The 24,260-nt window shown below is 71.7% G+C and carries 17 protein-coding genes; 6 read left to right on the forward strand and 11 right to left on the reverse strand.

Annotated features, from left to right (window positions below):
* The first annotated feature begins 65 nt into the window (after positions 1–65).
* The 3 genes from ACFYV1_RS25025 to ACFYV1_RS25035 are packed head-to-tail and all read left to right on the forward strand — an operon-like array spanning position 66 to position 3,822.
* A complete protein-coding gene (locus tag ACFYV1_RS25025) occupies positions 66–632 on the forward strand; it encodes a (2Fe-2S)-binding protein (protein WP_389397805.1) in 567 nt (188 codons plus the stop codon).
* Complete coding sequence (locus tag ACFYV1_RS25030) at positions 629–1,699, forward strand: FAD binding domain-containing protein (protein ID WP_389397806.1); 1,071 nt, start codon at positions 629–631, stop codon at positions 1,697–1,699. Before ACFYV1_RS25025 ends, ACFYV1_RS25030 begins: the two co-directional genes overlap by 4 nt.
* On the forward strand, positions 1,696–3,822 hold the full coding sequence (locus ACFYV1_RS25035) for a xanthine dehydrogenase family protein molybdopterin-binding subunit (protein ID WP_389397807.1): 2,127 nt from the start codon (positions 1,696–1,698) through the stop codon (positions 3,820–3,822). The genes ACFYV1_RS25030 and ACFYV1_RS25035 overlap by 4 nt, the downstream gene beginning before the upstream one ends.
* On the opposite strand, the gene ACFYV1_RS25040 is transcribed toward ACFYV1_RS25035, so the two are convergent.
* Together ACFYV1_RS25040 and ACFYV1_RS25045 are read right to left on the reverse strand one after the other, a co-directional pair.
* On the reverse strand, positions 3,803–4,582 hold the full coding sequence (locus ACFYV1_RS25040) for a uracil-DNA glycosylase (RefSeq protein WP_389397808.1): 780 nt from the start codon (positions 4,580–4,582) through the stop codon (positions 3,803–3,805). The genes ACFYV1_RS25035 and ACFYV1_RS25040 overlap by 20 nt on opposite strands.
* A gap of 67 nt (positions 4,583–4,649) precedes the next feature.
* Positions 4,650–7,202, reverse strand: a complete 2,553-nt coding sequence (locus ACFYV1_RS25045) for a SpoIIE family protein phosphatase (protein ID WP_389397809.1) — start codon at positions 7,200–7,202, stop codon at positions 4,650–4,652.
* A gap of 130 nt (positions 7,203–7,332) precedes the next feature.
* On the opposite strand from ACFYV1_RS25045, the gene ACFYV1_RS25050 reads away from it, so the two are divergent.
* Together ACFYV1_RS25050 and ACFYV1_RS25055 are read left to right on the forward strand one after the other, a co-directional pair.
* Complete coding sequence (locus ACFYV1_RS25050) at positions 7,333–8,256, forward strand: MurR/RpiR family transcriptional regulator (RefSeq protein ID WP_389397810.1); 924 nt, start codon at positions 7,333–7,335, stop codon at positions 8,254–8,256.
* A gap of 329 nt (positions 8,257–8,585) precedes the next feature.
* Positions 8,586–8,969: a hypothetical protein gene (locus ACFYV1_RS25055; RefSeq protein ID WP_389397811.1), complete on the forward strand. Its 384-nt coding sequence runs from the start codon at positions 8,586–8,588 to the stop codon at positions 8,967–8,969.
* A gap of 31 nt (positions 8,970–9,000) precedes the next feature.
* Here ACFYV1_RS25055 and ACFYV1_RS25060 read toward each other — a convergent pair whose 3' ends face one another.
* From ACFYV1_RS25060 to zwf, 6 genes are all read right to left on the reverse strand, one after another.
* Entirely contained in the window at positions 9,001–11,910 is a 2,910-nt protein-coding gene (locus ACFYV1_RS25060; protein WP_389397812.1) for an NHLP bacteriocin export ABC transporter permease/ATPase subunit, read from the reverse strand.
* 1 nt (position 11,911) lies between these two features.
* Complete coding sequence (locus ACFYV1_RS25065; RefSeq protein WP_389397813.1) at positions 11,912–14,212, reverse strand: NHLP family bacteriocin export ABC transporter peptidase/permease/ATPase subunit; 2,301 nt, start codon at positions 14,210–14,212, stop codon at positions 11,912–11,914.
* Entirely contained in the window at positions 14,209–15,015 is an 807-nt protein-coding gene (locus tag ACFYV1_RS25070) for a hypothetical protein (protein WP_389397814.1), read from the reverse strand. The genes ACFYV1_RS25065 and ACFYV1_RS25070 overlap by 4 nt, the downstream gene beginning before the upstream one ends.
* Before the next feature lie 166 nt (positions 15,016–15,181).
* A complete protein-coding gene (locus tag ACFYV1_RS25075; RefSeq protein ID WP_389397815.1) occupies positions 15,182–15,400 on the reverse strand; it encodes a type A2 lantipeptide in 219 nt (72 codons plus the stop codon).
* Positions 15,401–15,887: 487 nt separating this feature from the next.
* The gene (gene opcA / locus ACFYV1_RS25080; protein ID WP_389397816.1) at positions 15,888–16,850 is read right to left on the reverse strand and encodes a glucose-6-phosphate dehydrogenase assembly protein OpcA; all 963 of its coding nucleotides are present in this window, start codon (positions 16,848–16,850) and stop codon (positions 15,888–15,890) included.
* Entirely contained in the window at positions 16,847–18,406 is a 1,560-nt protein-coding gene (gene zwf / locus ACFYV1_RS25085) for a glucose-6-phosphate dehydrogenase (RefSeq protein ID WP_389397817.1), read from the reverse strand. The genes opcA and zwf overlap by 4 nt, the downstream gene beginning before the upstream one ends.
* A gap of 236 nt (positions 18,407–18,642) precedes the next feature.
* Between zwf and ACFYV1_RS25090 the strand changes: the two genes are divergently transcribed.
* Positions 18,643–19,851, forward strand: coding sequence for an endo-1,4-beta-xylanase (locus ACFYV1_RS25090; RefSeq protein ID WP_389397818.1), 1,209 nt, complete (start codon positions 18,643–18,645; stop codon positions 19,849–19,851).
* A 93-nt stretch (positions 19,852–19,944) separates the two neighbouring features.
* Here the strand turns inward: ACFYV1_RS25090 and ACFYV1_RS25095 are convergent, their stop codons facing one another.
* Genes ACFYV1_RS25095 through ACFYV1_RS25105 form a run of 3 tightly spaced genes read right to left on the reverse strand, consistent with a single transcriptional unit; the run spans position 19,945 to position 24,260 of the window.
* Complete coding sequence (locus ACFYV1_RS25095) at positions 19,945–22,380, reverse strand: glycoside hydrolase family 3 N-terminal domain-containing protein (RefSeq protein WP_389397819.1); 2,436 nt, start codon at positions 22,378–22,380, stop codon at positions 19,945–19,947.
* A gap of 52 nt (positions 22,381–22,432) precedes the next feature.
* Positions 22,433–23,296: a carbohydrate ABC transporter permease gene (locus ACFYV1_RS25100; RefSeq protein WP_389397820.1), complete on the reverse strand. Its 864-nt coding sequence runs from the start codon at positions 23,294–23,296 to the stop codon at positions 22,433–22,435.
* Positions 23,297–23,300: 4 nt separating this feature from the next.
* Complete coding sequence (locus tag ACFYV1_RS25105) at positions 23,301–24,260, reverse strand: carbohydrate ABC transporter permease (protein ID WP_389397821.1); 960 nt, start codon at positions 24,258–24,260, stop codon at positions 23,301–23,303.

The raw sequence follows: 24,260 nt of genomic DNA on the forward strand, positions 1-24,260 counted from the left end.
GCAATCCCACGCGGACTGGTAGGAAAAGAACAAAACCTCATCACCCGACCGGAAAGGGCTGCGGCGTGGACGCAACCAGCCGACCGGAGACCGCGGGCCCACGCAGCGGCCCGGACGCCCATCACTCCGCGGTCACCCTGCATGTCAACGGTGTCAGGCACACGCTGACCCTCGACCACCGCACCACCGTCCTGGACGCCCTGCGCGAGCACCTGGACCTGACCGGGCCCAAGAAGGGCTGCGACCACGGCCAGTGCGGTTCGTGCACCGTCATCGCCGACGGACGGCGGGTGAACAGCTGCCTGATGCCTGCCGTGTCGCACGACGAGGCGCACATCACCACGGCCGAGGGCCTTGCGCCCGGTGGCGAACTCCATCCCGTGCAGGAGGCGTTCGTCGCCAGGGACGCCCTCCAGTGCGGGTACTGCACCCCCGGCCAGGTCTGCTCCGCCGTCGCGATGCTGGCGGAGGCGGCCGACGGCCGCCCCTCGCTGGTGACCGGCGGGCCGCAAGGGGCGGCCGGCCCCGTCGCCCTCACACGGCGGGAGATCCGCGAGCGCATGAGCGGCAATCTGTGCCGCTGCGGCGCCTACCCCAACATCGTGGCGGCCATCGAGGACGTGACACCGTGAAGCCATTCGCCTATGTCCGGCCCGGCACGGCCGCGGAGGCCGTCGCCGCGTACGCCGCCCACACCGGGGCGCAGTACCTCGCGGGCGGCACCAACCTCGTCGACCTCATGAAGCTCGGCGTCGCGACGCCCGACGTGCTCATCGACGTGAGCCGGTTGCCCCTCGGCACGGTGGAGGGGGTGGCCGGGGGCGGGCTCCTCATCGGCGCCGCCGTGCGCAACAGCGACCTGGCGTCCCATCCGGCGATCCGGACCCGGTACTTCGCCCTCTCCGAGGCCCTGCTCGCGGGAGCCTCCGGACAACTGCGCAACTCGGCCACCACCGGGGGGAACCTGCTTCAGCGCACCCGCTGCACGTACTTCCAGGACGTCTCCAAGCCCTGCAACAAGCGGGCGCCGGGCACCGGCTGCCCCGCCAGGGAAGGCGTCCACCGCGATCTCGCCGTACTGGGGCACTCCGAGCACTGCGTCGCCACGCACCCTTCCGACATGGCCGTGGCGCTGGCCGCGTTCGACGCCACCGTGCATCTGCACTCCACGGAAGGCGACCGGTCCCTCGCGGTCACCGACTTCCACCGGCTGCCCGGGGACCGTCCCCAGGTGGACACCGAGTTGAGAGCCGGCGAGCTGATCACGGGCGTGGAACTGCCGCCGGTGCCGACCGGGGCGCGGTCGGCGTACCGCAAGGCCCGCGACCGTGCCTCGTACGCGTTCGCCCTGGTGTCGGTCGCCGCCGTGCTCGACATCGAGGACGGACGGATCCGGCACGCGGCGCTGGCCTTCGGGGGCCTCGCCCACCGGCCCTGGCGTGCCCGCAGGGCGGAGGAACGACTCGTCGGTGCGCCGGCCGGCCGGGAGACGTTCGTGCGCGCGGCCGAGGCGGAACTGGAGGCGGCGCGGCCGCTGCGTGACAACGCGTTCAAGGTGCGGCTCGCGCGCGGTCTCGCCGTCGACGTCCTCACGGGACTCGCGGACGGCACGGCGGACTCCGACGGTACGGCGGACTCCGACGGTACGGCGGACGCCGTCGGCTCCGGAGACGACGGCGGCGACGGGGAGCTCTCGTGAGCGGGCCGGCCGCCGGGCCGGGAGCGCCGGTGGTGCGGCGCGAAGCCCGCGAGAAGGCCGCCGGCCACGCGCGCTACGCCGCCGAGCACACCCCGTCGGGCTGCGCGTACGGCTGGCCGGTGCCCGCAGCGGTCGCGAAGGGCCGTGTGACGGGAATCGGTACGGCGGCGGTGCTCGGCCTCCCCGGCGTGCTGGCGGTGCTCACCCACGAGAACGCCCCTCGTCTGGCACAGCCGGACGATCCGACGCTCCGACTGTTGCAGGACGACCGCGTCCCGCACCGCGGCTGGCACATCGCCCTGGTCGTTGCCGACACCCTGGAGAACGCCCGCGCGGGTGCGGCGGCCCTGCGCGTCGAGTACGAGACCGAGGAGCACGACGTACTGCTCACCGGCAGTCATCCTGGTCTGTACACGCCGCAGGAGGCCAACGGCGGCTTCCCGGCGGTGCGTGAACGGGGCGACTTCGACGGCGCGTACGCATCGGCCGACATCCGCGTGGACACCTCGTACCGGATCGGCGCGCTGCACAACCATCCGATGGAGCCGCACGCCGCCACGGCCCACTGGCACGACGGCCGGCTGACCGTGTGGGACTCCAGCCAGGGTTCCGGCTCCGTCAGGGACGCCCTGGTGCAGTTGTTCGGGCTCGACCGCAAGCAGGTCACGGCGGTGTCCGAGCACGTGGGCGGCGGTTTCGGGTCGAAGGGAACGCCCCGGCCGCCGGTGGTGCTGGCGGCGATGGCCGCGCGCCACGCCGGACGGCCCGTGAAGGTGGCCCTGCCCCGGCGTCAGTTGGCCGCGGTGGCGGGTCACCGGGCGCCGACGCTGCACCATGTCCGGCTGGGCGCCGGTTCCGACGGCCGGATCGCCGCGCTCGCCCACGAGGTGGTGACCCAGACGTCGCGGGTGAAGGAGTTCGTGGAGCAGGCCGCGGTCCCGGCCCGTGTCATGTACGTCTCCCCCAACAGCCGTACGGTCCACCGGGTGACGGCCCTCGACGTGCCGAGCCCTTCCTGGATGCGGGCACCCGGAGAGGCGCCCGGAATGTACGCCCTGGAGTGCGCGATGGACGAACTCGCCGTCGCCTCCGGGCTGGACCCGGTCGAACTGCGGCTGCGCAACGAACCGGAGACCGAGCCCGACTCGGGGCTTGTGTTCAGCAGCAGGAATCTCGTCGCCTGCCTGCGCCGTGGCGCGGACCTCTTCGGCTGGCAGGACCGCGACCCGCGTCCGGGCGTCACGAGGGAGGGTGGCCTGCTGCTGGGCACCGGTGTCGCCGCGAGCACCTACCCCGTGCTGATCTCCCCGTCCTCCGCGACCGCCCACGCCGGCCGGGACGGCACGCACCGGATCCGCGTGAACGCCACCGACATCGGCACGGGCGCACGCACCGTACTGGCGCAGATCGCCGCGGAGGCGCTGAAGGTTCCCGTGGAAGCGGTGACCGTCGACATCGGCAGTTCCGACCTGCCGCAGGCCCCGCTCGCCGGCGGTTCGTCCGGTACGGCGTCGTGGGGGTGGGCGGTCCACAAGGCCTCCGCGCTCCTCGCGGAACGCCTCGCCGACCACGACGGCGAACTGCCGCAGGAGGGGCTCACCGTCACCGCCGACACCCGCGAGGAGACCGGCGAGGAGCCCGCGTACGCCCGGCACGCCTTCGGCGCCGTCTTCTGCGAGGTGCAGGTGGACACGGTCACCGGCGAGACGGCGGTGCGGCGGATGCTCGGGGTGTACGCGGCCGGCCGCATCCTCAACGCCCGTACCGCACGCTCGCAGTTCATCGGCGGGATGACGATGGGCATCGGGATGGCGCTGATGGAGGGCAGCACCATGGACGAGCGCTTCGGCGACTACGCGGAGTGCGATCTGGCCTCGTACCACGTCCCCGTCTGCGCCGACATCCACTCGATCGAGGCGCACTGGATCGACGAGGACGATCCGCACCTCAATCCGATGGGCAGCAAGGGCATCGGCGAGATCGGCATCGTCGGCACCGCCGCGGCCGTCGCCAACGCGGTGCACCATGCGACGGGTTCGCGGCTGAGGGACCTGCCGCTGACGCCGGACAAGGTGCTGGAGCGGCTCGACCCGACGGTGGGTGTCAGCGGCTCAGGCCGCTGACGCGGGCGGCGTGCCCGAGGACGTCGGCGAGCATCCTGAAGGTGAGGCGCCCGGTGAAGACGTTGCGCCTGCTGGGGTGGTAGCAGCCGAGCAGATGCAGTTCCGGCAGGTCGCCGTCGGCCGGCAGCACGACATGGGCGCCGTGCCCGAACGCGGGCCGCGGCCTGGGCAACCGGCGTCCGGTCGCCTCGAGCACGGGCAGCAGGGCCTGCCATCCGAACCCGCCGAGGACGACGATCGCGCGCAGCCGCGGCAGCAGGGACAGTTCGGTGGCGAGCCACGGGCGGCAGGTGTCGCGCTCACCGGGCGTCGGCCTGTTCTCCGGCGGGGCGCAGTGGACGGGTGCGGTGACGCGTACGCCGTGGAGCACGAGTCCGTCGCCGCGGTGGGTGGACGTCGGCTGTGAGGCGAGGCCGACGGAGTGCAGAGCGGCGAAGAGGACGTCGCCGGAGTCGTCCCCGGTGAACATGCGGCCGGTGCGGTTGCCGCCGTGGGCGGCGGGCGCGAGCCCGACGACGGCGAGCGGGGCGTCGGCGGGTCCGAAGCCCGGCACCGGACGGCCCCAGTACTCCCAGTCGGCGAAGGCGGCACGCCTGGTGGCCGCGACCTGCTCCCGCCAGGCCACCAGTCTCGGACAGGCGCGGCACCGGCTGACGGCGGCGTCCAGTTCGTCGAGCCCGGTGCAGCCCGGGGCGGTCCGTTCGGGGAAGTCGCCGTCCTCGGGACCTGCGGGCGGGCCGGCGGCCGGGGAGCTGTCCATGGTGTTCACGCTAGCTCCCGGGGCCCTGGACGGCGGACGGCAGGAGCCGGGCGGGTCGAGGGCAAGGTCAGCGGTCGGGTCCGGCGGCAGGGGCAGGGCGCGCCGCCAGCAGCAGCGCGATGTCGTCGGGCCGGTCGGCCATCTGACGGGCGTGGTGGACCAGACGGTCCGCGGTGTCCGACAGCGGGGCGGCTCCCACGTCCGCGAGCGTGGCCCGCAGCCGCTCGATGCCGAGATCGATGTCGGCCCCCGGCTGCTCCACCAGGCCGTCGGTGAAGAGGGCGAGCACCGCGCCGGGCTCCAGCGTGAGTTCGGTGGCCGGATAGGTCGCGTCGGCGTCGACCCCCAGCACCACGCCGCCGGGGAGGGCGAGGACCTCGGTGAGGCCGTCGGGGCGGCGGAGCAGGGGCTGGAGATGCCCTGCCCGGACGGCCTCGGCCCGGCCGGTGGCGGGGTCGAGCAGGATGTAGCAGCAGCTGGCGAAGAGACCTGGGTCGAGGTCGATCAGCAGCTGGTTGGTACCGGTCATGACCTCGACGGGCGTGTGCCCGCTGACGGCGAGTGCCCTGACGGCGCTGCGGAGTTGCCCCATGGTCGCGGCGGCCTGGACGCCGTGTCCCTGTACGTCTCCGATGATGACGGCCGCTCCGCGGCCGGTGTCGATGACGTCGTACCAGTCGCCGCCGATCTCCATTCCCTGTGTCCCGGAGAGGTACCGCCCCACCGTGTCGAGCCGGTCGACGACGGGGAGCCGGTGCGGCAGCAGTGCGTCCTGCAGCCCTCGGGCGAGCGCCGCCTCCGAGTCGTAGCGCTGGGCCCGTTCGAGGGCCTGTGCGATGAGTCCGGCGAGCGCGGTCAGGACGGTGCGCTCCTCCGGGCTGAAGTCCCGGGGCTGGTCGAAGCCGAGGATGCACGAGCCGACCGGGCGGCCGGAGGCGATCAGCGGCAGGAAGGCCCTGGCGCCGACGTACGCGTCGAGCGGCACGCCCGGATAGGCGTGGGCGAGGTGCTGCATGGACTCGAAGAAGAGGGGTCGGCCGGAGGTCAGGGTCTCGACACCGGGCAGTTTCGCGTCGAGGCCCACGCCGTCGAACCGGTTGAGGAAGCCTCTCGGGAACCCGGTCTCCCACGCGAGGTGGAGGTGCCGGTTGCTCAGCAGGTAGATCGCCAGCTGGCGGCCTCCGAAGGCGGGCAGCAGCTCCTCGGTGACCACGGCGGAGACCTGACGGGCCGTGACCGCCTCGGTCAGCGCGATGGCGAGGGCGACCGGGCGGTACAGGGCCACCGCCCGGTCGGCGGGTGAGCCCGCGCCCGTGCCGGGGGCGATGACGGATCCGGGGGCGTAGGCGGGCGGTTCGCCGCTGGTGAGGGTCAGGGTCACGCCGTCGAGCCCGGAGTAGAGCGTGACGGACAGCCAGCCGTCGCCGTGCGGTACGAGGAACTGGACCGGGTCCGAGGACAGCAGCGCCGCCCTGAACCGGTCCTCGTGTGCGGGCGGCTGGAACGTCGCGACGGCTTCCCACAGGATCCGTCCGATCAGATCGGACCGCTGCCGGCCGAGGAGCCGCTCCGCCTGTTCGTTCATGTACGAGATGCGGCCGAGACGATCGAGCGAGCAGACGCCGAAGGGCAGCCGGTCCGCCGAGTCCGCGACGACCGGCCCCGCGCCGAGGTCGACGAGGTAGCCGGTCAGATGGGTGGCCGACTCGTCCGCTGACCGTCTGCGGCGGCCGGTGAGTTCCAGCAGGTGCGGACGTCCGTCGGCGCCCTGCAGCCGCATTCTGCGGGTGACCGGCCGGTCCGACTCTGCGGACCGGCGGCCGAGCGCCCAGAGCCCGTAGGCGTCCTCCGGCTCGATCCGCGCCGCCACGGCCTCCGCGGTGAGAGGCAGGTCCTCCGGCTGGACACGGAGAATGCCGCGCCAGCCTTCGTCGCCGGTCACGGTGCCCGCCTCAAGGTCCCAGTCGAAGATCCCGATACGCAGCGGCGGTGCGGTCAGGGCCTGCAGCGTCACGGCCACCGGGTCGCCCTCCCACACGATGCGCGGGCCGTCCGGCCGGGCGGCGGACAGCACACTGCCGAGCCGCTCTCCCACCTGCTCGATGCGCCGCTGGTCTGCCTCGTTGACCGGCAGGCCGGGGGTGGCGGGGCGGAGCACCGCCATGACTCCGAAACATTCGCCCTCGTGGACGATCGGCACATAGAGGGACCCGAAGGGGAACGGCAGGCCCGCCATGAGCTGCGGATACCGGCGCATGGCCGCCTCGGCGTCGCCGAGGTAGACGGGACGGCCCGTGCGGAACACGTCCGAGTGGGGGAAGGGGCGGTTCACATGCATGCTCCACCAGTGGCGGAACAGGTTCATGGGGAGCCCGGCGATCACGGCGAGGCGCAGCAGTTCGGGTGACTCGGAGCGCAGGTAGAGGCCGCCCGCGAAGCCGCCGACGGACTCGATGGCGCCGGCCTCCGCCTGGGCGAGAACCATGGAGAGCTCGTCGGACTGCGGGGCGCCGTCGATCGGGTCCCTGTGGTTCGAGCCGTCCTCGGCGGGAGGCCCGGGCCCGCCCGTGCCGTATCGGGTCACCTTGCCAGCATGCTCCCCGGCGGCGTGACGGCGCATCTCCTCGGCCCGGTCCGGTCGCCCCGCCGGCCCGGGGCGGCGGGAAGTCCGCCGGCGCGGCCGAGCATCCTGACGGGCGCGGCGGGTGGGCTATGTTGAGCACGGGCTGGACATAGAAGGGGGCACATCGGTGCCATCAGGGCAGCAGGAACGTGCGCAGGCGGCCGCGATCACCCCGGGCGGGGCGCCCGAGGAGCAGGAGCCCGCTCCCGAGGAGCGGTTGCTCGCACTGCTGGGAGGCCACCGCCTCTCCCCCGGCCGGCGGCGCATCGCCCAGTACATCATCGACCATCTGACCGAGGCCGCGTTCCTGTCCATCACCGATCTCGCGGAACGTGTCGGTGTGAGCCAGCCGTCGGTGACCCGGTTCGCCACCTCCCTCGGCTACAGCGGGTATCCCGCGCTGCGGGAGGCACTGCAGCCGATCGCGCTGAGCGCGGTCGCCGGGGCGCCGGAGACCCGTACGGAGATCCGCCGGGACGAACTCCAGTCGGCGGTCGACGCCGAGATCCAGAACCTGGAGAGCCTGCGGCGGGTGCTCGCCGACACCGACAGGGTGCTCGGCATCGGCCGGGAGCTGGCGTTCTCCGTGCCGCTGACGATCCTCGGTCTGCGGATCTCCGTGTCTCTCGCGGAGTACTTCGCGTACGCCGCGCGCCGAATCCACCCCGACGTACGGCTGGTGACCGGCGGCGGGAGCGTGGCCTACGACGCGCTGCTGCAGTCCCGTGAGGCCGGCGGGACATGGGTGCTGGCCTTCGCCATGCCGCGGCACGCCAACGAGACACTGGCCGCGATGCGGGCGGCCCGCCGTACGGGGCTGCGGGTCGCGCTGATCACCGATCAGGCGTTCGGGCCTCTCGTGGAGGAGGCCGACGTGACGCTCACCGCGGGGACGGGGTCGCGGCTGGTGTTCGACTCGTACGCGGCGCCGGGGGTGCTGTCGGCCGCCGTGCTGCAGGCGATGGCGGACGCGGACCCGGAACGGACGCAGGTGCGGCTGGAGGGCTACGAGCAGGTGGCCGACCAGCACAACTTCTTCCTCGACGACTGACCCGCCTGTCTTTTGCAGCTCGAACCGGTCTCTTACCGGACTTTTTCATGCCAGAGGACGCATGAAATTTTTCATACCCTTGCTTACTCGACGGTAAATATATTTACTACTCCTGGCGCCGGGGTCCTCCGATGCCATGAGGGCGAATCCGAGCCCTCCCCCAACCGAACACTCGGTGCCGGCGCTCCCTCCTCGCGCCGGGGTCCCTGTGTTCAATCCGGGCTCCGCATTCCGCCGCGGACGCCCTCGGCGGTCCCGGTCAACCCCTGGGCCGGGACCGCCGTACATCTCTCGATCAGAGTTCATCTGCACCATCCGGAGCGACGACGATGTCCCAGATCCTCTCCCCGATCAGTCCGGACTGGCCCTGCCAGGTGAAGGCTCCGGGCAGTCACGGCTGGGAGCGCACCGCGTCCCGATGGCTGCGTGATCTGCTGCCGGCCCGTTACGCCGGCTACTCCACGCTCACCCGCCACCCGGCCGTTCTCGCCCGCCACGCGCAGCTCCAGATACAGCACGAGGCGCGAGCGGTACGGGTGGCCCTGCAGACGTCCCGGGCCGAACTCCCCACTCTGGGCGTGGCGGAGTCGGTCATCGAGAACACCATCCGGCTGTACGCCGTGGAGCTCGAGCAGCTCGGCCGGCTCGCCCGCGGGGTCAGGCTCGTGGGCGACGCGCTCGTCGCCGGCAGCGGCGCGCAGCGCAGGCGATAGGGCACCTCCGGCGGACGGCGCGGCCGGCCGCTCAGGCCAGCTGTCGCCGTACCAGTTCGTGGAGCCGGCCGCCCACGTCGGCGACGAGGTCGGCGGGCCTGCCCTCCTCCACGACCCGGCCCTCCTCCATCACGATCACCCGGTCCGCGTCCATGACGGTGGACAGCCGGTGGGCGATCACCACGCGGGTGGCGTCCAGCCGGCGGGTGCTCTCGATGACGACGCGCTGGGTCTCGTTGTCCAGCGCGCTGGTCGCCTCGTCGAAGAACAGGATGCGCGGCCGGCGCACCAGTGCCTGGGCGATCATCAGCCGCTGCCGCTGGCCGCCGGATATCGCGCCGCCCGAGGCGATCATGGTGTGCAGGCCCATCGGCATCCGCTTGATGTCCTCCGCCAGACCCGCCATCTCGGCGGCCTCCCACACCTCCTCCTGCGAGAACGTCTCCGCGCCGCAGATGCAGTCGAAGATCGACCCCGTGAGCGGCTGCGCGTTCTGCAGCACCACCCCGCACTGCCTGCGAACGGCGGCGGGATCCAGGGCCGCCAGGTCCTGGCCGTCGTACAGCACGGTGCCGGACGCGGGCCGTTCGAAGCCGATGAGGAGCCGCAGCAGGGTCGACTTGCCGCAGCCGCTCGGGCCGACGACGGCCACGAACTCCCCCTGCCGGACCTGCAGCGAGACGTCGTCGAGGACGGGCGGGCCGTCGTCGTTGTAGCGGAAGGTGAGTTTCCTCGCCTCGATCGCGCCGGACAGGGTTCCGGGCTGCGCGCTCGCGCCGCGCACCTCCGGTGCCTCGTCCAGGATGGGGCGCACCTGCTCGAACATGGGCAGCACGGCCGCCGCCGACACGAGGACGCCGGTGAGCTGGGTGACCGAGGTCAGCAGCATGGTGACGGCGGTGCTGAAGGTGAGGAACTCGCCCGCCGTCATCGAGCCGCGCGCCGGTCCCGCCAGCAGCATGAACATGATGAGCGAGCAGAGCGGCAGATAAACGGCGTCCAGCACGGTGGTCAGGTTCTTGATGCGGCCCACCCGCTGCTGCAGCTCGCGGGACCGGGCGAACTGCCGGGCCCAGGCCGCGTAGGCGAAGCTCTCCGCCGCCGCGACCCTCAGCTTCGGCAGTCCCCGCAGGGTCTGGAACGCCTGGTTGTTGAGCTTGTTGCTCAGCTCCACCAGCCTGCGCTGCCAGCGCACCTGCCACAGCCCCATGCCGAGGAACACCGCGCCGATGACGAGCAGCATGCCGATGGCGGCGAGCGCCAGCGGGACGCTGTACCAGAGCAGCAGCGCCACGTTCATCGCTCCGACGGTGGTGGACTGCAGGGCCACCGGGCCGACACCGGACAGGACGCGGCGGATCGAGCTGATGCCCATGGCCGCGCTCGCCAGCTCTCCGGTCGAGCGTCCGGCGAAGAACCTGGTCGGCAGTCGCAGCAGCCTGTCCCAGACGGCCGGCTGGAGGGTGCTCTCGATCCGTCCCTCCATGCGCAGGACGGTCAGGTTCTGCAGCAGCATGAACGCGGCCGAGACGATGCTCGTGATCATCAGGGCCAGCGAGACCTGGACGATCAGCCCGGTCTCCGCCTTCGGCACGTACACGCCGAGCACCTGCCCGGTGGCGATCGGGACGAGAGCGCCGAGGGCGACCGTGACGAGGCCGGCGAGCAGCAGGTTCCGCAGGTCCATACGGGTGCCGCGGAGGCTGAAGCGGGCCAGTCGCCAGGCGCTGGGGGGCAGTTCGGGCAGCGGCCGGTAGAACATGACGGCGCGTTCGTCGAACTCGTCGGCGTTCTCCTTGCCGATCCGGGTCCGCGAACCGCTGACGGGGTTGACCGCCTCGTAGCGTCCACGGCGCCAGATCAGCGCGACGGGTGCGCCGGAGGCGGCCCGGTGGCCCACGAGCGGACCGGCGTCCGTGCGCCACCAGCTTCCCTGGAGGCGGACGGGCCGGGTGCGGATGCGGGAGGCGACGGCGATGCGTTCGACGGGGCCGACGCGGTCCTCCTCGGGGCCGCCGCTTCTCGGCGGGTCGGTCAGGGTGATCCCACAGGCGCGGGCGACGTGCCGGCACACCGCGAGGAGGGTGTCGTCCCCGTCCGTGCCACCGGGGCCGCGCGACGCCCGGTCCCGCCTGCCGATGGACGCGAGCAGCGCCTCGTCGGCCCGGGCACCGGCGTCGGCGCCCGCCTTGATCCCGGCGGCGGTCCGGTCCTCGTAGGCCCGCTCCAGCTGTTCGATCCAGCCGTCCACCGCGGACAGCAGCCGGTACTGCTGGTTCACCATGCTCTGCCACATGGCGGCCTCGACAAGGAGGTCGCCCGCGGCCTCGGCGCTGTAGGAGGCGCCGTACTGGACACTGCCGGGTTCGACCTGCATCCACAGCACGTCGTCGTCGGCCATGGCCTCGTCGGCGGCCGGACGGCCTTCGAGGGGCGCCTCGAACAGCACCCCGAGGCCGCGGCCGACGCCCAGGCCGAAGGCGTACTCCAGCTGGGTCGCGGCCGTACGGCCGTACGGGTCCTGGTGGGCGGACGGGTACGGCTGGGCGTACCCCGGGTGATCCGCGTACCCCGTGTGATCCGGGTTCTCGGCGTACTCCGGGACGTACAGCTCCCGCAGCGCGATCCGGCGCAGCGCGCAGTCCTGGGACGGCCGGCCGGTCAGCGTGTGCCGCGGGCCCTCGACCGGGCCGAGGAGCAGCGTGCCCGGTTCGAGACGGCCGAGGAAGTGCCAGTGGCCCTCCTCCGCGGCGTCGACCGCGAACAGGTCGAGGGTGCCGGCCACGACGAGCCACAGCACCAGCGGTCCTTCGAGATGCAGGCTGCGCAGGCCGCTGCAGTCGACGGGCGAGCCCAGGCCGCCGAGGGCATGGACAACCGGGTCGGTCTGTACGGGATGGGCCTGGTGGTGGCCGGTGGCCGGGGGGTGTACGGACGACACGTCAGTGCTCCTTGACCAGCTGGGCGTACGCCCCCTGCGCGGCGACCAGCTCCTCGTGGCGGCCTCGTTCGACGACGGTGCCGTGGTCGAGCACCACGATCTCGTCGCTGTCGCGCACGGTGCTCAGCCGGTGGGCGATCACGACGCACGCACAGCCGCGCCGGCGCAGGTTGTCGATGATGACGCGCTCGGTCTCCGCGTCGAGGGCGCTGGTGACCTCGTCGAGCACGAGGATGCTCGGCCGCCGGACCAGCGCGCGGGCGATCTCGAGGCGCTGGCGCTGTCCCCCGGAGAAGTTGCGGCCGTCCTGCTCGACGCGGCTGTGGATGCCGTCGGGGCGGCGCATGATCACGTCGTGGATCGCCGCGTCCCGCAGCGCGGCCTCGACGGCCTCGTCCGGGACCGAGGGGTCCCACAGGGCCACGTTGTCGCGGACGGTGCCCTCGAAGAGGAAGATGTCCTGGTCGACGAAGGAGACGGAGGCGGCGAGCGCGCCGCGGGGGATGTCCGCGAGCAGTCGGCCGTCGATGCGGATGGTTCCCTCCCACGGGCTGTAGAGACCCGATATCAGCCGTGAGACGGTCGACTTGCCGCTGCCGGAGCCGCCGACGAGAGCGACCTGCCGGCCCGGTCCGACGGTGAGGGAGAAGCCGCTCAGCAGAGGGGCGTCGAGCGGGCTGTAGCCGAAGGTGATGTTCTCGAGCGCCACGTGGCCCTTGAGCCGGCGGCTGCTCGGGTCGGGCTCGTCGCGGGAGTAGAGGGGGTCGACCGGGAAGCTCTCCACGTCCTTGAGGCGGGTCATGTCCGCCGCGAAGTCCTGGATCCGGCCGGCCACTCCGTTCAGCCGGGTGATCGGGGCGGTGAACCGGGCAACCAGCGCCTGGAAAGCGACAAGGAGACCGATCGATATATGGCCTTCCACGGCCCGCAGGCCGCCGATCCAGAGGATCAGCGCGCTGTTGAGCGTGGCGAGGGTGGGTGCGACGACGGCGAGGACGGCGCTGGGCACACCGAGGCGCTGCTGGACGTCCAGTGTGGTGGCGTGCTGACCGGCCCAGCGGCGGAAGAAGCCGTTCTCGCCGCCGGTGGCCTTCATGGTCTCGATCAGCTGGAGACCCGTGTACGAGGTGTTGGTGAGGCGGGCGCTGTCGGCGCGCAGTTTCTGGGTGTGGGTGGAGCGCAGCCGGATGACGATGCGCATCGCGACGATGTTGAGGAGCGCGACGAGCACCCCGAGCACGGTGAGCTGGGGGTCGTAGCTCCACAGCAGGGCGGCGTAGAGAATCACCACGATGCCGTCGACGGCGGCGGCCGCCAGGTCGCGGGCGAGTGTCTCTGCCACGGCGTCGTTGGACTGCAGCCGCTGCACCAGGTCGGCCGGGCTGCGTTGCGCGAAGAACGTGACGGGCAGCCGCAGCAGATGCCGCAGGAACCGGGCGCTGCCGAGAGTGGAGGAGATGATCCGCCCGCGGAGCAGGTTCGCCTGTTGCAGGCCGGTGAGCACGGCCGTCAGAACCACCATCGCGGCCATGGCGGCGAACAGGGTCCCGAGCAGCGACGTCCGGCCGCCGATCAGGAACATGTCGATGTAGGTACGGCTGAGCGCCGGGAGGGCCGCGCCGACGCCGACGAGGAGAAGACTGGCGAGGAACGCGGCGCCCAGCGTGCCCGTGGTCCCGCGGAGCCTGTCGGGAACGGCCGACATGATGCCGGGCTTGCGGCCGCCCTTGCGGAAGCCGCGGTCGCGCTCGAAGACCAGGGCCACGCCGGTGAAGCTGGAGTCGAAGTCCTCCAACGACACGAAACGGCGGCCCTTGTCGGGGTCGTTGATGTGCACGCCGCGACGGCCGAAGCGGCGGCCCATGCCGTCGTAGACGACGTAGTGGTTGAACTCCCAGAAGAGAATGGCGGGCGCCTGCACGTCGGCGAGCGCCGTCGCCTCCATCTGCATGCCCTTGGCGCTCAGCCCGTAGCCGCGCGCCGCTTTCAGCACATTGCTGGCGCGTGAGCCGTCCCGTGAGACGCCGCAGGCTATGCGGAGCTCCTCGAGCGGCACATGGCGGCCGTGGTGGGAGAGGACCATCGCGAGCGCGGCCGCGCCGCACTCCACGGCCTCCATCTGGAGCACGGTGGGGGTCTTGACCGCGCGCGGCCTGCGGCCCTTCTGCTGCTGTCTGCGGCGCGGCGGCGCGGCGCGGCGGGCCCCGCGCCGGCCGCCCTGCGCCGGCGCCTCCGGACGGTGCCTGCCGCGGCCGGCGGGCGGCAACTGCCGTCCGGGCGCGTCGTGGTCGGTCTGTGTCACGGCAGCAGCCAATCGATCGGGCGCTGCTCTGCGAGGTGGACGGCGCCGCCGGTCAGGGTCATGGATTCGAGCGGGTAGGGCGGCCCGTCGGAGGAGGACCAACGGTAACCGGACCCGGTGCGGGTGGTGCGGTCCAGTTCGACCAGCACGGACACCGGCTGGCCTGCCTGCGAGAACTGCTCGCCGAGCTGGCTGCTGCCGAGGAACGCGGTGATGCGCTGCCGGGTCTGGGCGGTCCTGCCGACGGTCTTGACGCGGCCGCGCAGCACTCCGTACTGCTGTGTGGGCACCGACTGGACGCTGAGGTCCACCTTCGCGCCGACGGGCACCGACGAACCGCTCCCGGCGGGCAGGTACAGCACGGCCATCAGGGGGTCGTCGGCCTTCTCGATCCGTTCGACCGCCGCGACGTCCGCGCCGGGGGTGACGACGGACCCGATGGCGGCGACGAGCGCGGTCAGCCGGCCGGCGGCGATGGTGCGTACGACCGTGTCGCCCTGTGCGGTACGCACCTTCAGCAGTGGCGCGTCGGCACGGACCCGGTCGCCCTCGTCGGCGAGGACCTCGGTGACCTGGCCGGCGACGGGGCTCTGCAGTACATAACTGCCCTGGGCGTGGGTGAGGATGCCCGGGGCGTCCAGGGTGGAGGTCACCTTGCCGGTCACGGCCCATGCGCCCGAGGCGATCATGACGACGACGGTGACGGCGAGGACGAGCAGACCCTGTGGCCGGGCGAAACGTACCGGAAGGTCTATCTGCTCGGGCGACTGCAGCTTGGAGAGGGCCTGTTGGCGGAACTGCACGATGCTCTTCCCTCAACTGCGGGGGGGGGTGCGGGGTGGGTACGGGGAATCCTATGCGCTGCGCCACCGGGGCGGTGACGCACGGCTGTGTGCCCCGGAACCTGGCCGGCTCCGGGGCACACGGCTCGGCTGTGCCGGCAGAGCGGGTGCCGGCGAGCCGTGGGACTTAGAGGCCCGCGACGATGCCGGCGGCCGGGCCGGTGAGGGCGGCGGCGTTGACGCCGGTGACACCCGAGACGAGGCCGGTGGCCGTGGCGACGGTGCCGGAGACCGGGGCGATCATGTCAGCGGCGGCCAGAACGTTGTCCACCGTGTGGCTGTGCAGGCCGCCCGCGATGTTGTCGAGCTCGGAGTCGGCGATCTCCTGGGTGGGGACGAAGCTCATGAGAAGTTCCCTTCGGGGTGGATATAGCGAATAACTGCGCCCGGCCGCAAGAAAAGAGCCGGACCGGACGCCGGCGGGCGTGGGGGGATTCCCGGAACCGAGAACCCGACTTCGAAATCCCGCGGTGCAAAGGATCAAAGCACGCAACGCCGTTGAGCATCCAATCGCACCGGACGGATCCGCCCGGGGAACGGCACCTGATTGCCCCCGCGTGGACGCCTCTACATGAATCGACGCCACCTTCTTCACCGGATCGTCGAATCCGCGCGCCGGTAGGCCGCCCGGCCGGCCCGCAACGAAGTGGACATTCCCGCACAGACACCGGTGCACGCAGGTCAGAACGGAGGGCGGAGTCGGGAGACCGTGTGCCGCCTGAGCAGTAGGTGTGCAGATTCACGGCAGGCGAAAGTTGTTTGACGGTGCCTCACGAAGCCTTCACAGCGCGACGGGGATTTCCGACCCCGGCCTTACCGGTGTAACCGCGTAATTACGGAGTGTTCCCCCGGAGCGGTTCCGTGGCTGATTTCGGCGCGGGTGCGGTGATTTCGGCGTGCAGTGCCGCTGCGTACGCTTCGTCCGGATCGAGCCGGCGCAATTCCTCCGCGATGAGCTCCGCCGTGCTCCGCACTTTCAGCGCGAGGACACGGGAGGGCTGGCCGGGGATGCTGAGCCGGGCGACGGGTCCTTCCGGCCGGTCGATGAGGATCTCCCCTTCCACGGTGTGCAGCCGGACGGCGGTCACCACCGGACCGTCGGTGACGACCTGTTCGACCGGCACCGCCAGCCGGTCCGCGAACCAGCGGGCGAGCAGTTCGGCGCTGGGATTGTCGGCCTCGCTCTCGATCACGGCGGAGACGACGTCGGTACGCGCCTGGTCGAGAGCGGCTGCGAGCAGGGAACGCCACGGGGTGAGCCTGGTCCATGCGAGGTCGGTGTCACCCGGCTCGTACCCGGCGGCGCGGGCGTCCAGTTCCTCGATGGGCCGCTCCACGGCGTAGGCGTCGGTGATGCGCCGTTGCGCGAGCGCGCCGAGCGGGTCCTTGGCGGGAACGGGCGGGGCGTCCACCGGCCACCACACGACGACCGGGGCGTCGGGCAGCAGCAGCGGCAGCACCACCGAGTCGGCGCGGTGGGTGAGTTCGCCGTGCAGGCGCAGCAGGACGGTCTCCCCCGCCCCGGCGTCGCTGCCGAGGCGCACCTCGGCGTCGAGGCGGGTGTCGTGGCGGTCGCGCGCCGAGCGGGCGTGGCGCTTGATGACCACGAGCGTGCGGGAAGGGTGTTCGCGTGAGGCGTCACCGGCCGCTTTGATCGCGTCGTAGGCGTTCTCCTCGTCGGTGACGATGACCAGGGTGAGCACCATGCCGACGGCAGGGGTGCCGATCGCCCGGCGGCCCCGTACGAGCGCCTTGTTGATCTTGCCGGCCGTGGTGTCGGTGAGGTCGATCTTCATGGCCTTCGCCAGCTCCGTCCGTCTCGTGCGAGCATGTCGTCCGCTTCGGCGGGCCCCCAGGTGCCTGCCGGGTACTGCGCGGGCTTCGCGCCGCGGTCCCAGAACTCCTCGACCGGGTCGAGGATCCGCCAGGACTCCTCCACCTCCTCGGTCCGGGGGAAGAGGTTGGCGTCCCCCAGCAGTACGTCGAGGAGGAGGCGTTCGTACGCCTCCGGGCTGGACTCCGTGAATGACTCGCCGTACGCGAAGTCCATCGTCACGTCGCGCAGCTCCATCGATGTACCCGGCACCTTGGAGCCGAACCGCACCGTCACGCCCTCGTCCGGCTGGACGCGGATGACCAGCGCGTTCTCGCCGAGTTCGGCGGTCGCGGTGGAGTCGAACGGGGAGTGCGGGGCGCGCTGGAAGACCACCGCGATCTCGGTGACACGGCGGCCGAGACGCTTGCCGGTGCGCAGGTAGAACGGGACGCCCGCCCAGCGGCGGTTGTCGATCTCCAGCTTGATCGCGGCGTAGGTGTCGGTCCTGGAGTCGGCCGCGATGCCCTCCTCCTGGAGGTAGCCGGGGACCTTCTCGCCGCCCTGCCAGCCGGTCGTGTACTGCGCACGCACCGTGTGGGCGGCCAGGTCGGCGGGCACCTTGACGGCCTTGAAGACCTTGAGCTTCTCCGTGACCAGGGACGCGGCGTCGAAGGAGGCGGGTTCCTCCATCGCGGTCAGCGCCAGCAGTTGCAGGAGGTGGTTCTGGATCACGTCACGGGCGGCGCCGATGCCGTCGTAGTAGCCGGCCCGGCCGCCGATGCCGATGTCCTCGGCCATCGTGATCTGCACATGGTCGACGTACGACCGGTTCCAGATCGGCTCGAAGAGCGTGTTGGCGAACCGCAGCGCCAGAATGTTCTGGACGGTCTCCTTGCCCAGGTAGTGGTCGATGCGGAAGACCTCGTCCGGTGCGAACACCTCGTGCACGATCTCGTTGAGGTCGCACGCGCTGCCGAGGTCGTGGCCGAACGGCTTCTCGATGACCGCCCGGCGCCAGGAGCCCTTGGGCGCGTTCGACAGCCCGTGGTCCTTCAGCTGCTGGACCACCTCGGGGAAGAACTTCGGCGGCACGGAGAGATAGAAGGCGTAATTGCCGCCGGTGCCCTGGGCCTTGTCGAGGTCCTCGACGGTGGACCTGAGCTGCTCGAAGGCTTCGTCGTCGCCGAAGTCGCCCTGGACGAAACGCATCCCCTCGGACAGCTGCCGCCACACCTCCTCACGGAACGGCGTACGGGCGTGGTCCCTGACGGCCTGGTGGACCACCTCCGCGAAGTCCTGGTCCTGCCATTCCCGTCGGGCGAAGCCGACGAGCGAGAAGCCGGGCGGCAGCAGACCGCGGTTGGCCAGGTCGTAGACGGCGGGCATCAGCTTTCTGCGCGACAGATCACCGGTGACGCCGAAGATCACCAGTCCGGAGGGGCCGGCGATTCGGGGCAGCCGCCGGTCGAGGGCGTCCCGCAGCGGATTGACCCAGCCGCTCCGCTGCTGCGTCTGCCGCGACCCGTTCTGTGACATGGAGTCAGGCCTCCCTGCGCCTATGGCGTTCAGATGCGTCCCTCCCGAGCATCGCATCTCCCGCTGATCTCGCAGGGGCGCACACACCCGTCGGAGGACTTCCGTGCAAGGGGATTGACCCGCCGATTTACCAGGCTCTAGGTTCCCAGAAAATTGCGGAGCGATTCTCGAAACTTTCGAAACCGAGTGAGCCCCGGAGCCACTCGGAGTCTCCGCCCTCTCGAAAGGGAACGTCTGTGATCAAGGTGACCCGCACCCTGGCCGTCGGCGCCGCGACGGCCGGGCTGCTCGCCGGCTTCGCCCTGCCCGCCGCGTCCGCCCAGTCCCAGGCCGCCCCGGCCTTCCCGACCGGGTCACAGGAACCCGGCGTACAGGCACCCCGGGTACAGGCACACGGCGTACAGGCACACGGCGTACAGGGACGCGGCGAACTTGTGGGCGGCGACCAGGCCGCCCGGCCCGGAGGCGCGGACCGCACCGCGACCCTCGGGGCGCTCGGCAGAAAGGCCGGACTGCGCATCGGCACCGCCGTCGACACGTCCGCGCTCGTCACCGACAGCACCTACCGCGAGACGGTGGCCCGCGAGTTCTCCGCCGTCACCGCGGAGAACGTCATGAAGTGGGAGCTCACCGAACCGGAGCGCGGCAGACACGACTGGGCGGCCGCCGACCGGCTCGTCGACTTCGCCCGCGGCAACGGACAGCTGGTGCGCGGCCACACGCTCGTCTGGCACAGCCAGCAGCCCGCCTGGCTGACCGAGGGCTCCTTCACCCCGGACGAACTCAGGGAGATCCTCCGCCGCCACATCACCGAGGAGGTACGCCACTTCAAGGGCCGGATCTGGCAGTGGGACGTCGTCAACGAGGCGTTCAACGACGACGGCACGCTGCGCGACAGCATCTGGCTGCGCAACCTCGGCCCCGGCTACATCGCGGACGCCTTCCGCTGGGCGCATCAGGCGGACCCCAAGGCGAAGCTCTACATCAACGACTACAACATCGAGGGTGTGGGTGCGAAGAGCACCGCCCTGTACGAGCTGGGGAAGCGACTGCGTCGGGACGGGGTGCCGGTCCACGGCGTCGGTCTCCAGGGTCACTTCGCCGTGCAGTACGGCTTCCCGGGCGACGTGGCCGCGAACCTGAAGCGGTTCGACGACCTCGGGATGGAGAGCGCGGTCACCGAGGCCGACGTCCGCATGCCCTTGCCCGCCGACACCGTCAAGCTCCAGGCGCAGGCCCGCGGTTACAGCGTGCTGCTGCAGGCCTGCCTGATGACGAGGCGCTGCACCGACTTCACCCTCTGGGGCTTCACCGACAAGTACTCGTGGGTGCCCGGCACCTTCGAGGGCGAGGGCGCGGCCAACGTCCTCGACGAGAACTACGCCGTCAAGCCGGCGTTCGACGCCCTGCGCCAGGACCTGATGCTCGCCGCACGCCGTCGCTGAACCCTCGGCACGCGGAACGAACCGCGTTCTCCGCGGCGAGCAGCGTGAACCTCCGGGAGCGGACGCTCCCGGAGGTTCGCGTACGGGTCGTGGTCAGCCGGCGACCGGTGCCACCTCGGTGTCGCAGTGCAGCACGCGGTCGTGGCCGCAGGCCCGCTCCGGACCGGTCAGCCGCAGCCGCAGCGCGTGCCGCACGTCGCCGGAGGCGCTGGAGGCCGCGAGCCTGAGCTCCAGGTCACCCGGCTCGACGATCCGCCTGCCCCCGACGCCCGTGAACGAGGCCAGGTCGGCGTGGAAGCGGAAGCGGACGCGGGCCGCGTGGCCGGCCGCGAGCGGAACCCTGGCGTAACCGATGAGCCTGGCCTGCGGACGGGTGGTCTGGGCGACCGGATCGTGCAGGTAGAGCTGGACGACCTCGGCGCCGTCGCGGTCGCCGGTGTTGCGCACGACCACCTCGACGTCCGCGGATCCGTCGGTGGGAATCTCGGACGGCACGCCGGAGCCGGCCTCCCACTCGAAGGTGGTGTACGACAGACCGTGGCCGAACGGGTAGAGGGGTGTGGGGTCGAGGTTGCTGACCCCTCCGGCGAGTCCCAGCGGCGGCTGGAGGTACGTCCAGGGCTGGCCGCCCGGCCCGTGGGGCACGCCGACCGGCAGCCGCCCCGAGGGGTTGACCCGGCCGGAGAGCACGCCGGCGATCGCCGAACCGCCCTCCTCGCCCGGGAAGAATGTCTGCACCACGGCCGCGAGCCGGTCCGCCCAGCGGCCCAGCGCGTACGGACGGCCCGTCACCAGTACGGCGACCACCGGCGTTCCGGTGGCCAGCAGGGCGTCCAGGAGTTCGGCCTGGACGCCCGGCAGCGAGAGGTCGGCCGCGTCGCAGCCCTCGCCGGAGGTGCCGCGGCCGAAGAGTCCGGCGCGGTCGCCGAGCACGGCCACGCACACGTCCGCGTCGGCGGCGAGGCGTACCGCCTCGGCGATGCCGGAGGTGTCGGGTCCGTCGACGTCGCAGCCGGCGGCATGGCGGACGGCGGTCTCGGGGAACTCGCCGGTCAGTGCGGCGAGCACGGTGGGGATGTCCACGCCGAGGGGCACGTCCGGGTGCGAGACGCCGACATGGCTGGGGAAGGAGTAGCAGCCGAGCATGGCCAGCGGATCGTCCGCCCGCGGTCCGACGACGGCGACGCGGGCGGCGTCCCGGAGCGGCAGGATCCCGCTGTCGTTGGCGAGCAGGACGCAGGACCGCTCCGCCAGCAGACGTGCGGTCTCCCGGTTGGCCGGCGGGTCGAGGTCGACGGTTCCGCGCACGGACCGGGGGTCGGCGTCGGCTCCACCGAGCGCGGCGGGCAGCGGCGACCAGTCGGGGTCGAGAAGGCCGAGTTCGCACTTCTGGAGCAGCACCCGGCGCAGGGCGCGGTCGACCAGCGCCTCCGGCAGGGCTCCTGCCCGTACGGCTTCGACGAGCGCGTCGCCGTAGGCGCGGACGGTCGGCAGTTCCACGTCGACGCCGGCGGTCAGGGCGAGCCTGGCGGCGTCTCCGGGAGCGGCGGCGACCTTGTGGAGGGTCTCGAGGAAACCGATGCCGAAGTAGTCGGCGACGACGGTTCCGATGAAGCCCCAGGTGTCGCGGAGCAGGCCGGTGAGCAGGGCGGCGTCGGCGGCCGCGGGTACGCCGTCGATCTCGGCGTAGGAGTGCATCACGGAACGGGCGCCGCCGTCGCGCAGCGCCATCTCGAACGGCGGGAGGATGACGTCGGCCAGCTCCCTGGCGCCCGCGCGGACGGGGGCGAGGTTGCGGGCGCCGGCGGACGCCGAGTACCCGGCGAAGTGCTTGAGGGTGGCGACGACACCGGCGGACTGCAGCCCGTGCACGTAGGCGGTCCCCAGGGTGGCGACGAGGTACGGGTCCTCGCCGATCGTCTCCTCGACCCGGCCCCATCTGAGGTCGCGCACGACGTCGAGCACCGGGGCGAGGCCCTGGTGCACGCCGACGGCGCGCATGTCCTCGCCGATCCGGCGGGCCATGCCGGCCACCAGCGCGGGGTCGAAGGTGGCGCCCCAGGCGAGGGGTACGGGGTAGGCGGTGGCGGACCAGGCGGTGAACCCGGCCAGGCACTCCTCGTGGGCGAGTGCCGGGATGCCGAATCGGTTCGCGTCGGCGATCTGCCGCTGAGCGCGCGCGAGGGCGACCGTACCGGTCCCCGGGTCGACGGGAGCGGTGCCGAACGGGCGGGTGAGCTGGCCGAGGCCGCGGGTGATGAGGGTGTCCCAGTCGACCGGGTCGACCATGTCGTTCTGGTGGGGCGCGACACCGTCGCCGTCGCCGTCGGCGCCCACCCACACCCCGTAGAGCTGGGCGGTCTTCTCCTCGAGGGTCATTCTGCCCATGAGGTCGGCGACTCTTTCGGAGGCGCTGAGCGAGGGGTCCCGCCAGGGGCCCTCGGCGCCGGCCGCCCGGTTGGCGTGGATCTGGGTGTCGGGGGCGGCGGCGGTGGTCGTGGGCGCGTCCGGGGCATGCGGAATTGCCATCGGGCAGGGGTTCCTCTCGGTGGTGGCAGAGTGTGGGGCTCGGCGGCGGGGGCTACTTGCCGCCGACGCCCATCAGGCCGTTGACCAGGGAGCGCCTGGCGAAGAGATAGACCGTGAAGATGGGGACCACGGAGAGCACGACGGCCGCGAGCAGGGCGGGTACGTTGAGCCCGAACTGGCCCATGAAGTTGAACAGTCCGAGGGTCAGCACACGCTGCTCCTCCGACTGGGTGAGGATCAGCGGGAACAGGAATCCGTTCCACGCCTGGAGGGCGGAGAAGATCGCGACCGTGCTGATCCCGGCCCGTGACATCGGTACGGCGAGCTGCCACAGCATCCGCAGCGGCGTGGCCCCGTCCAGCGCCATGGCCTCGTACAGCTCCTCCGAGATGTCGCGGAGGGTCGAGGTGAGCACGAGTACGGCGACGGGCATGGAGAACGCGGCGGTGGGAAGGATCACCGCGGCCGGCGAGTCGTACAGGCCCATCTCGGCGATGAGCAGATACAGCGGCACCACGACCGCCTGGGCGGGGATGGCGACGCCCAGCAGGAAGGTCCGGAAGGCCAGGGACGAGAGGCGGCTGCGGGTGCGCACCGCCACGTAGGCCAGCGGGACGCAGAGCAGCAGCACGATGGCGACGGTCGCGACCGCCACGATCGCGGTGTTGGTGAGCAGGGTCAGGAAGCCGCTCTCGAGCACGGTGTTGTAGTTCTCGAGCGTCGGATCCGTGGGGAAGGCCAGCGGGTTGCCGCTGAGGGCTTCGTCCTGCCGGGTCAGCGACGACGAGAGCAGGGTGTAGAGGGGCAGGAGCACGACGACGAGCCACGCCAGCGCCCCCAGGCCCACGAGCGGATTGCCCTTCGGCCGGCGGGTCGTGCGCTGCACCGGACGGGTGGTGGTCAGGTGTGCGGTCATCGGGTCACATTCCTTCCCGGGTGGAGCGCATCGACCCGAATCCGCTGAACTTCACCATCAGCAGTGACAGGGCGGTCGCCACCACGACGAGCGCCGTGGCGATGGCGCTGGCGTAGCCGAGGTCGTAACTCTGGAAGCCGGTGCGGTACATCAGGTAGGGCACGATCGTGGTGTCGGTGCCGGGGCCGCCCTTGGTCATGATGAGCACAGTGTCGAAGTAGGTCAGCGAACCGACGATCATCAGCACCGACGACGTGGTGACGGTGTTGCGCAACTGCGGCAGCGTGATCGAGAAGAACTGCCGGACCGGTCCCGCTCCGTCGATCGAGGCCGCCTGGTACAGCACGTGCGGGATCTGCCGGGTGCCGCCCTGGTAGATCAGGGTGTGGAACGGCATGAACTGCCAGCCGCCGACGAACGCCACGGTGAGCAGCGCGCCGGTCGACGACCCCAGGATGTTCGGGTCGACACCGAACCAGGGCCCGATCTCCTTGATGACACCGAAGTTGGGGTCGAGGAGGGCGTGGAAGAGCACCGCGATCGCTGTCGTGGACAGCAGCAGGGGCACGAAGAAGACCGCCGACAGCACGGCACGGTTGCGCTGCCGCCCGGCCGCCCAGACGCCCAGCATCAGGGCGATCGGGGTCTGGAACGCCCAGCTGATCACGGTCAGCAGCAGGCTCAGCCAGCCGGCCTGGCGGAATTCGGGATCCTGGAAGAGCCGGGTCCAGTTGTCGAATCCGACGAGGGCGGGCGAGGTGAGGCCGTCCCAGGAGGTGAAGGACAGATAGACGGCCAGCGCCATCGGCACGATCGCGAAGACCCCGAAGAAGAGGATGCCGGGCAGCGCCCAGGCGACGGAGGGGCGGCCGAAGCCCTGGCCCGCCGCGGTGCGGCGGCCGCGCCTGGTGGCGGCCGCCGCTCTGCTCCGCTGCTTGTCGAGCGGTGTCGAAGCTGTGGTCAT

The organism is Streptomyces sp. NPDC003023 (assembly GCF_042888225.1).
Taxonomy (GTDB): Bacteria; Actinomycetota; Actinomycetes; order Streptomycetales; family Streptomycetaceae; genus Streptomyces.

Bases quoted from the DNA above. Each gene is read 5' to 3' on its own strand.
- ACFYV1_RS25040 (WP_389397808.1), bottom strand. From the start codon at position 4,582: ATGGACAGCTCCCCGGCCGCCGGCCCGCCCGCAGGTCCCGAGGACGGC.
- ACFYV1_RS25045 (WP_389397809.1), bottom strand. From the start codon at position 7,202: ATGCGCCGTCACGCCGCCGGGGAGCATGCTGGCAAGGTGACCCGATAC.
- ACFYV1_RS25055 (WP_389397811.1), top strand. From the start codon at position 8,586: ATGTCCCAGATCCTCTCCCCGATCAGTCCGGACTGGCCCTGCCAGGTG.
- ACFYV1_RS25075 (WP_389397815.1), bottom strand. From the start codon at position 15,400: ATGAGCTTCGTCCCCACCCAGGAGATCGCCGACTCCGAGCTCGACAAC.
- opcA (WP_389397816.1), bottom strand. From the start codon at position 16,850: ATGAAGATCGACCTCACCGACACCACGGCCGGCAAGATCAACAAGGCG.
- zwf (WP_389397817.1), bottom strand. From the start codon at position 18,406: ATGTCACAGAACGGGTCGCGGCAGACGCAGCAGCGGAGCGGCTGGGTC.
- ACFYV1_RS25095 (WP_389397819.1), bottom strand. From the start codon at position 22,380: ATGGCAATTCCGCATGCCCCGGACGCGCCCACGACCACCGCCGCCGCC.
- ACFYV1_RS25100 (WP_389397820.1), bottom strand. From the start codon at position 23,296: ATGACCGCACACCTGACCACCACCCGTCCGGTGCAGCGCACGACCCGC.
- ACFYV1_RS25105 (WP_389397821.1), bottom strand. From the start codon at position 24,260: ATGACCACAGCTTCGACACCGCTCGACAAGCAGCGGAGCAGAGCGGCG.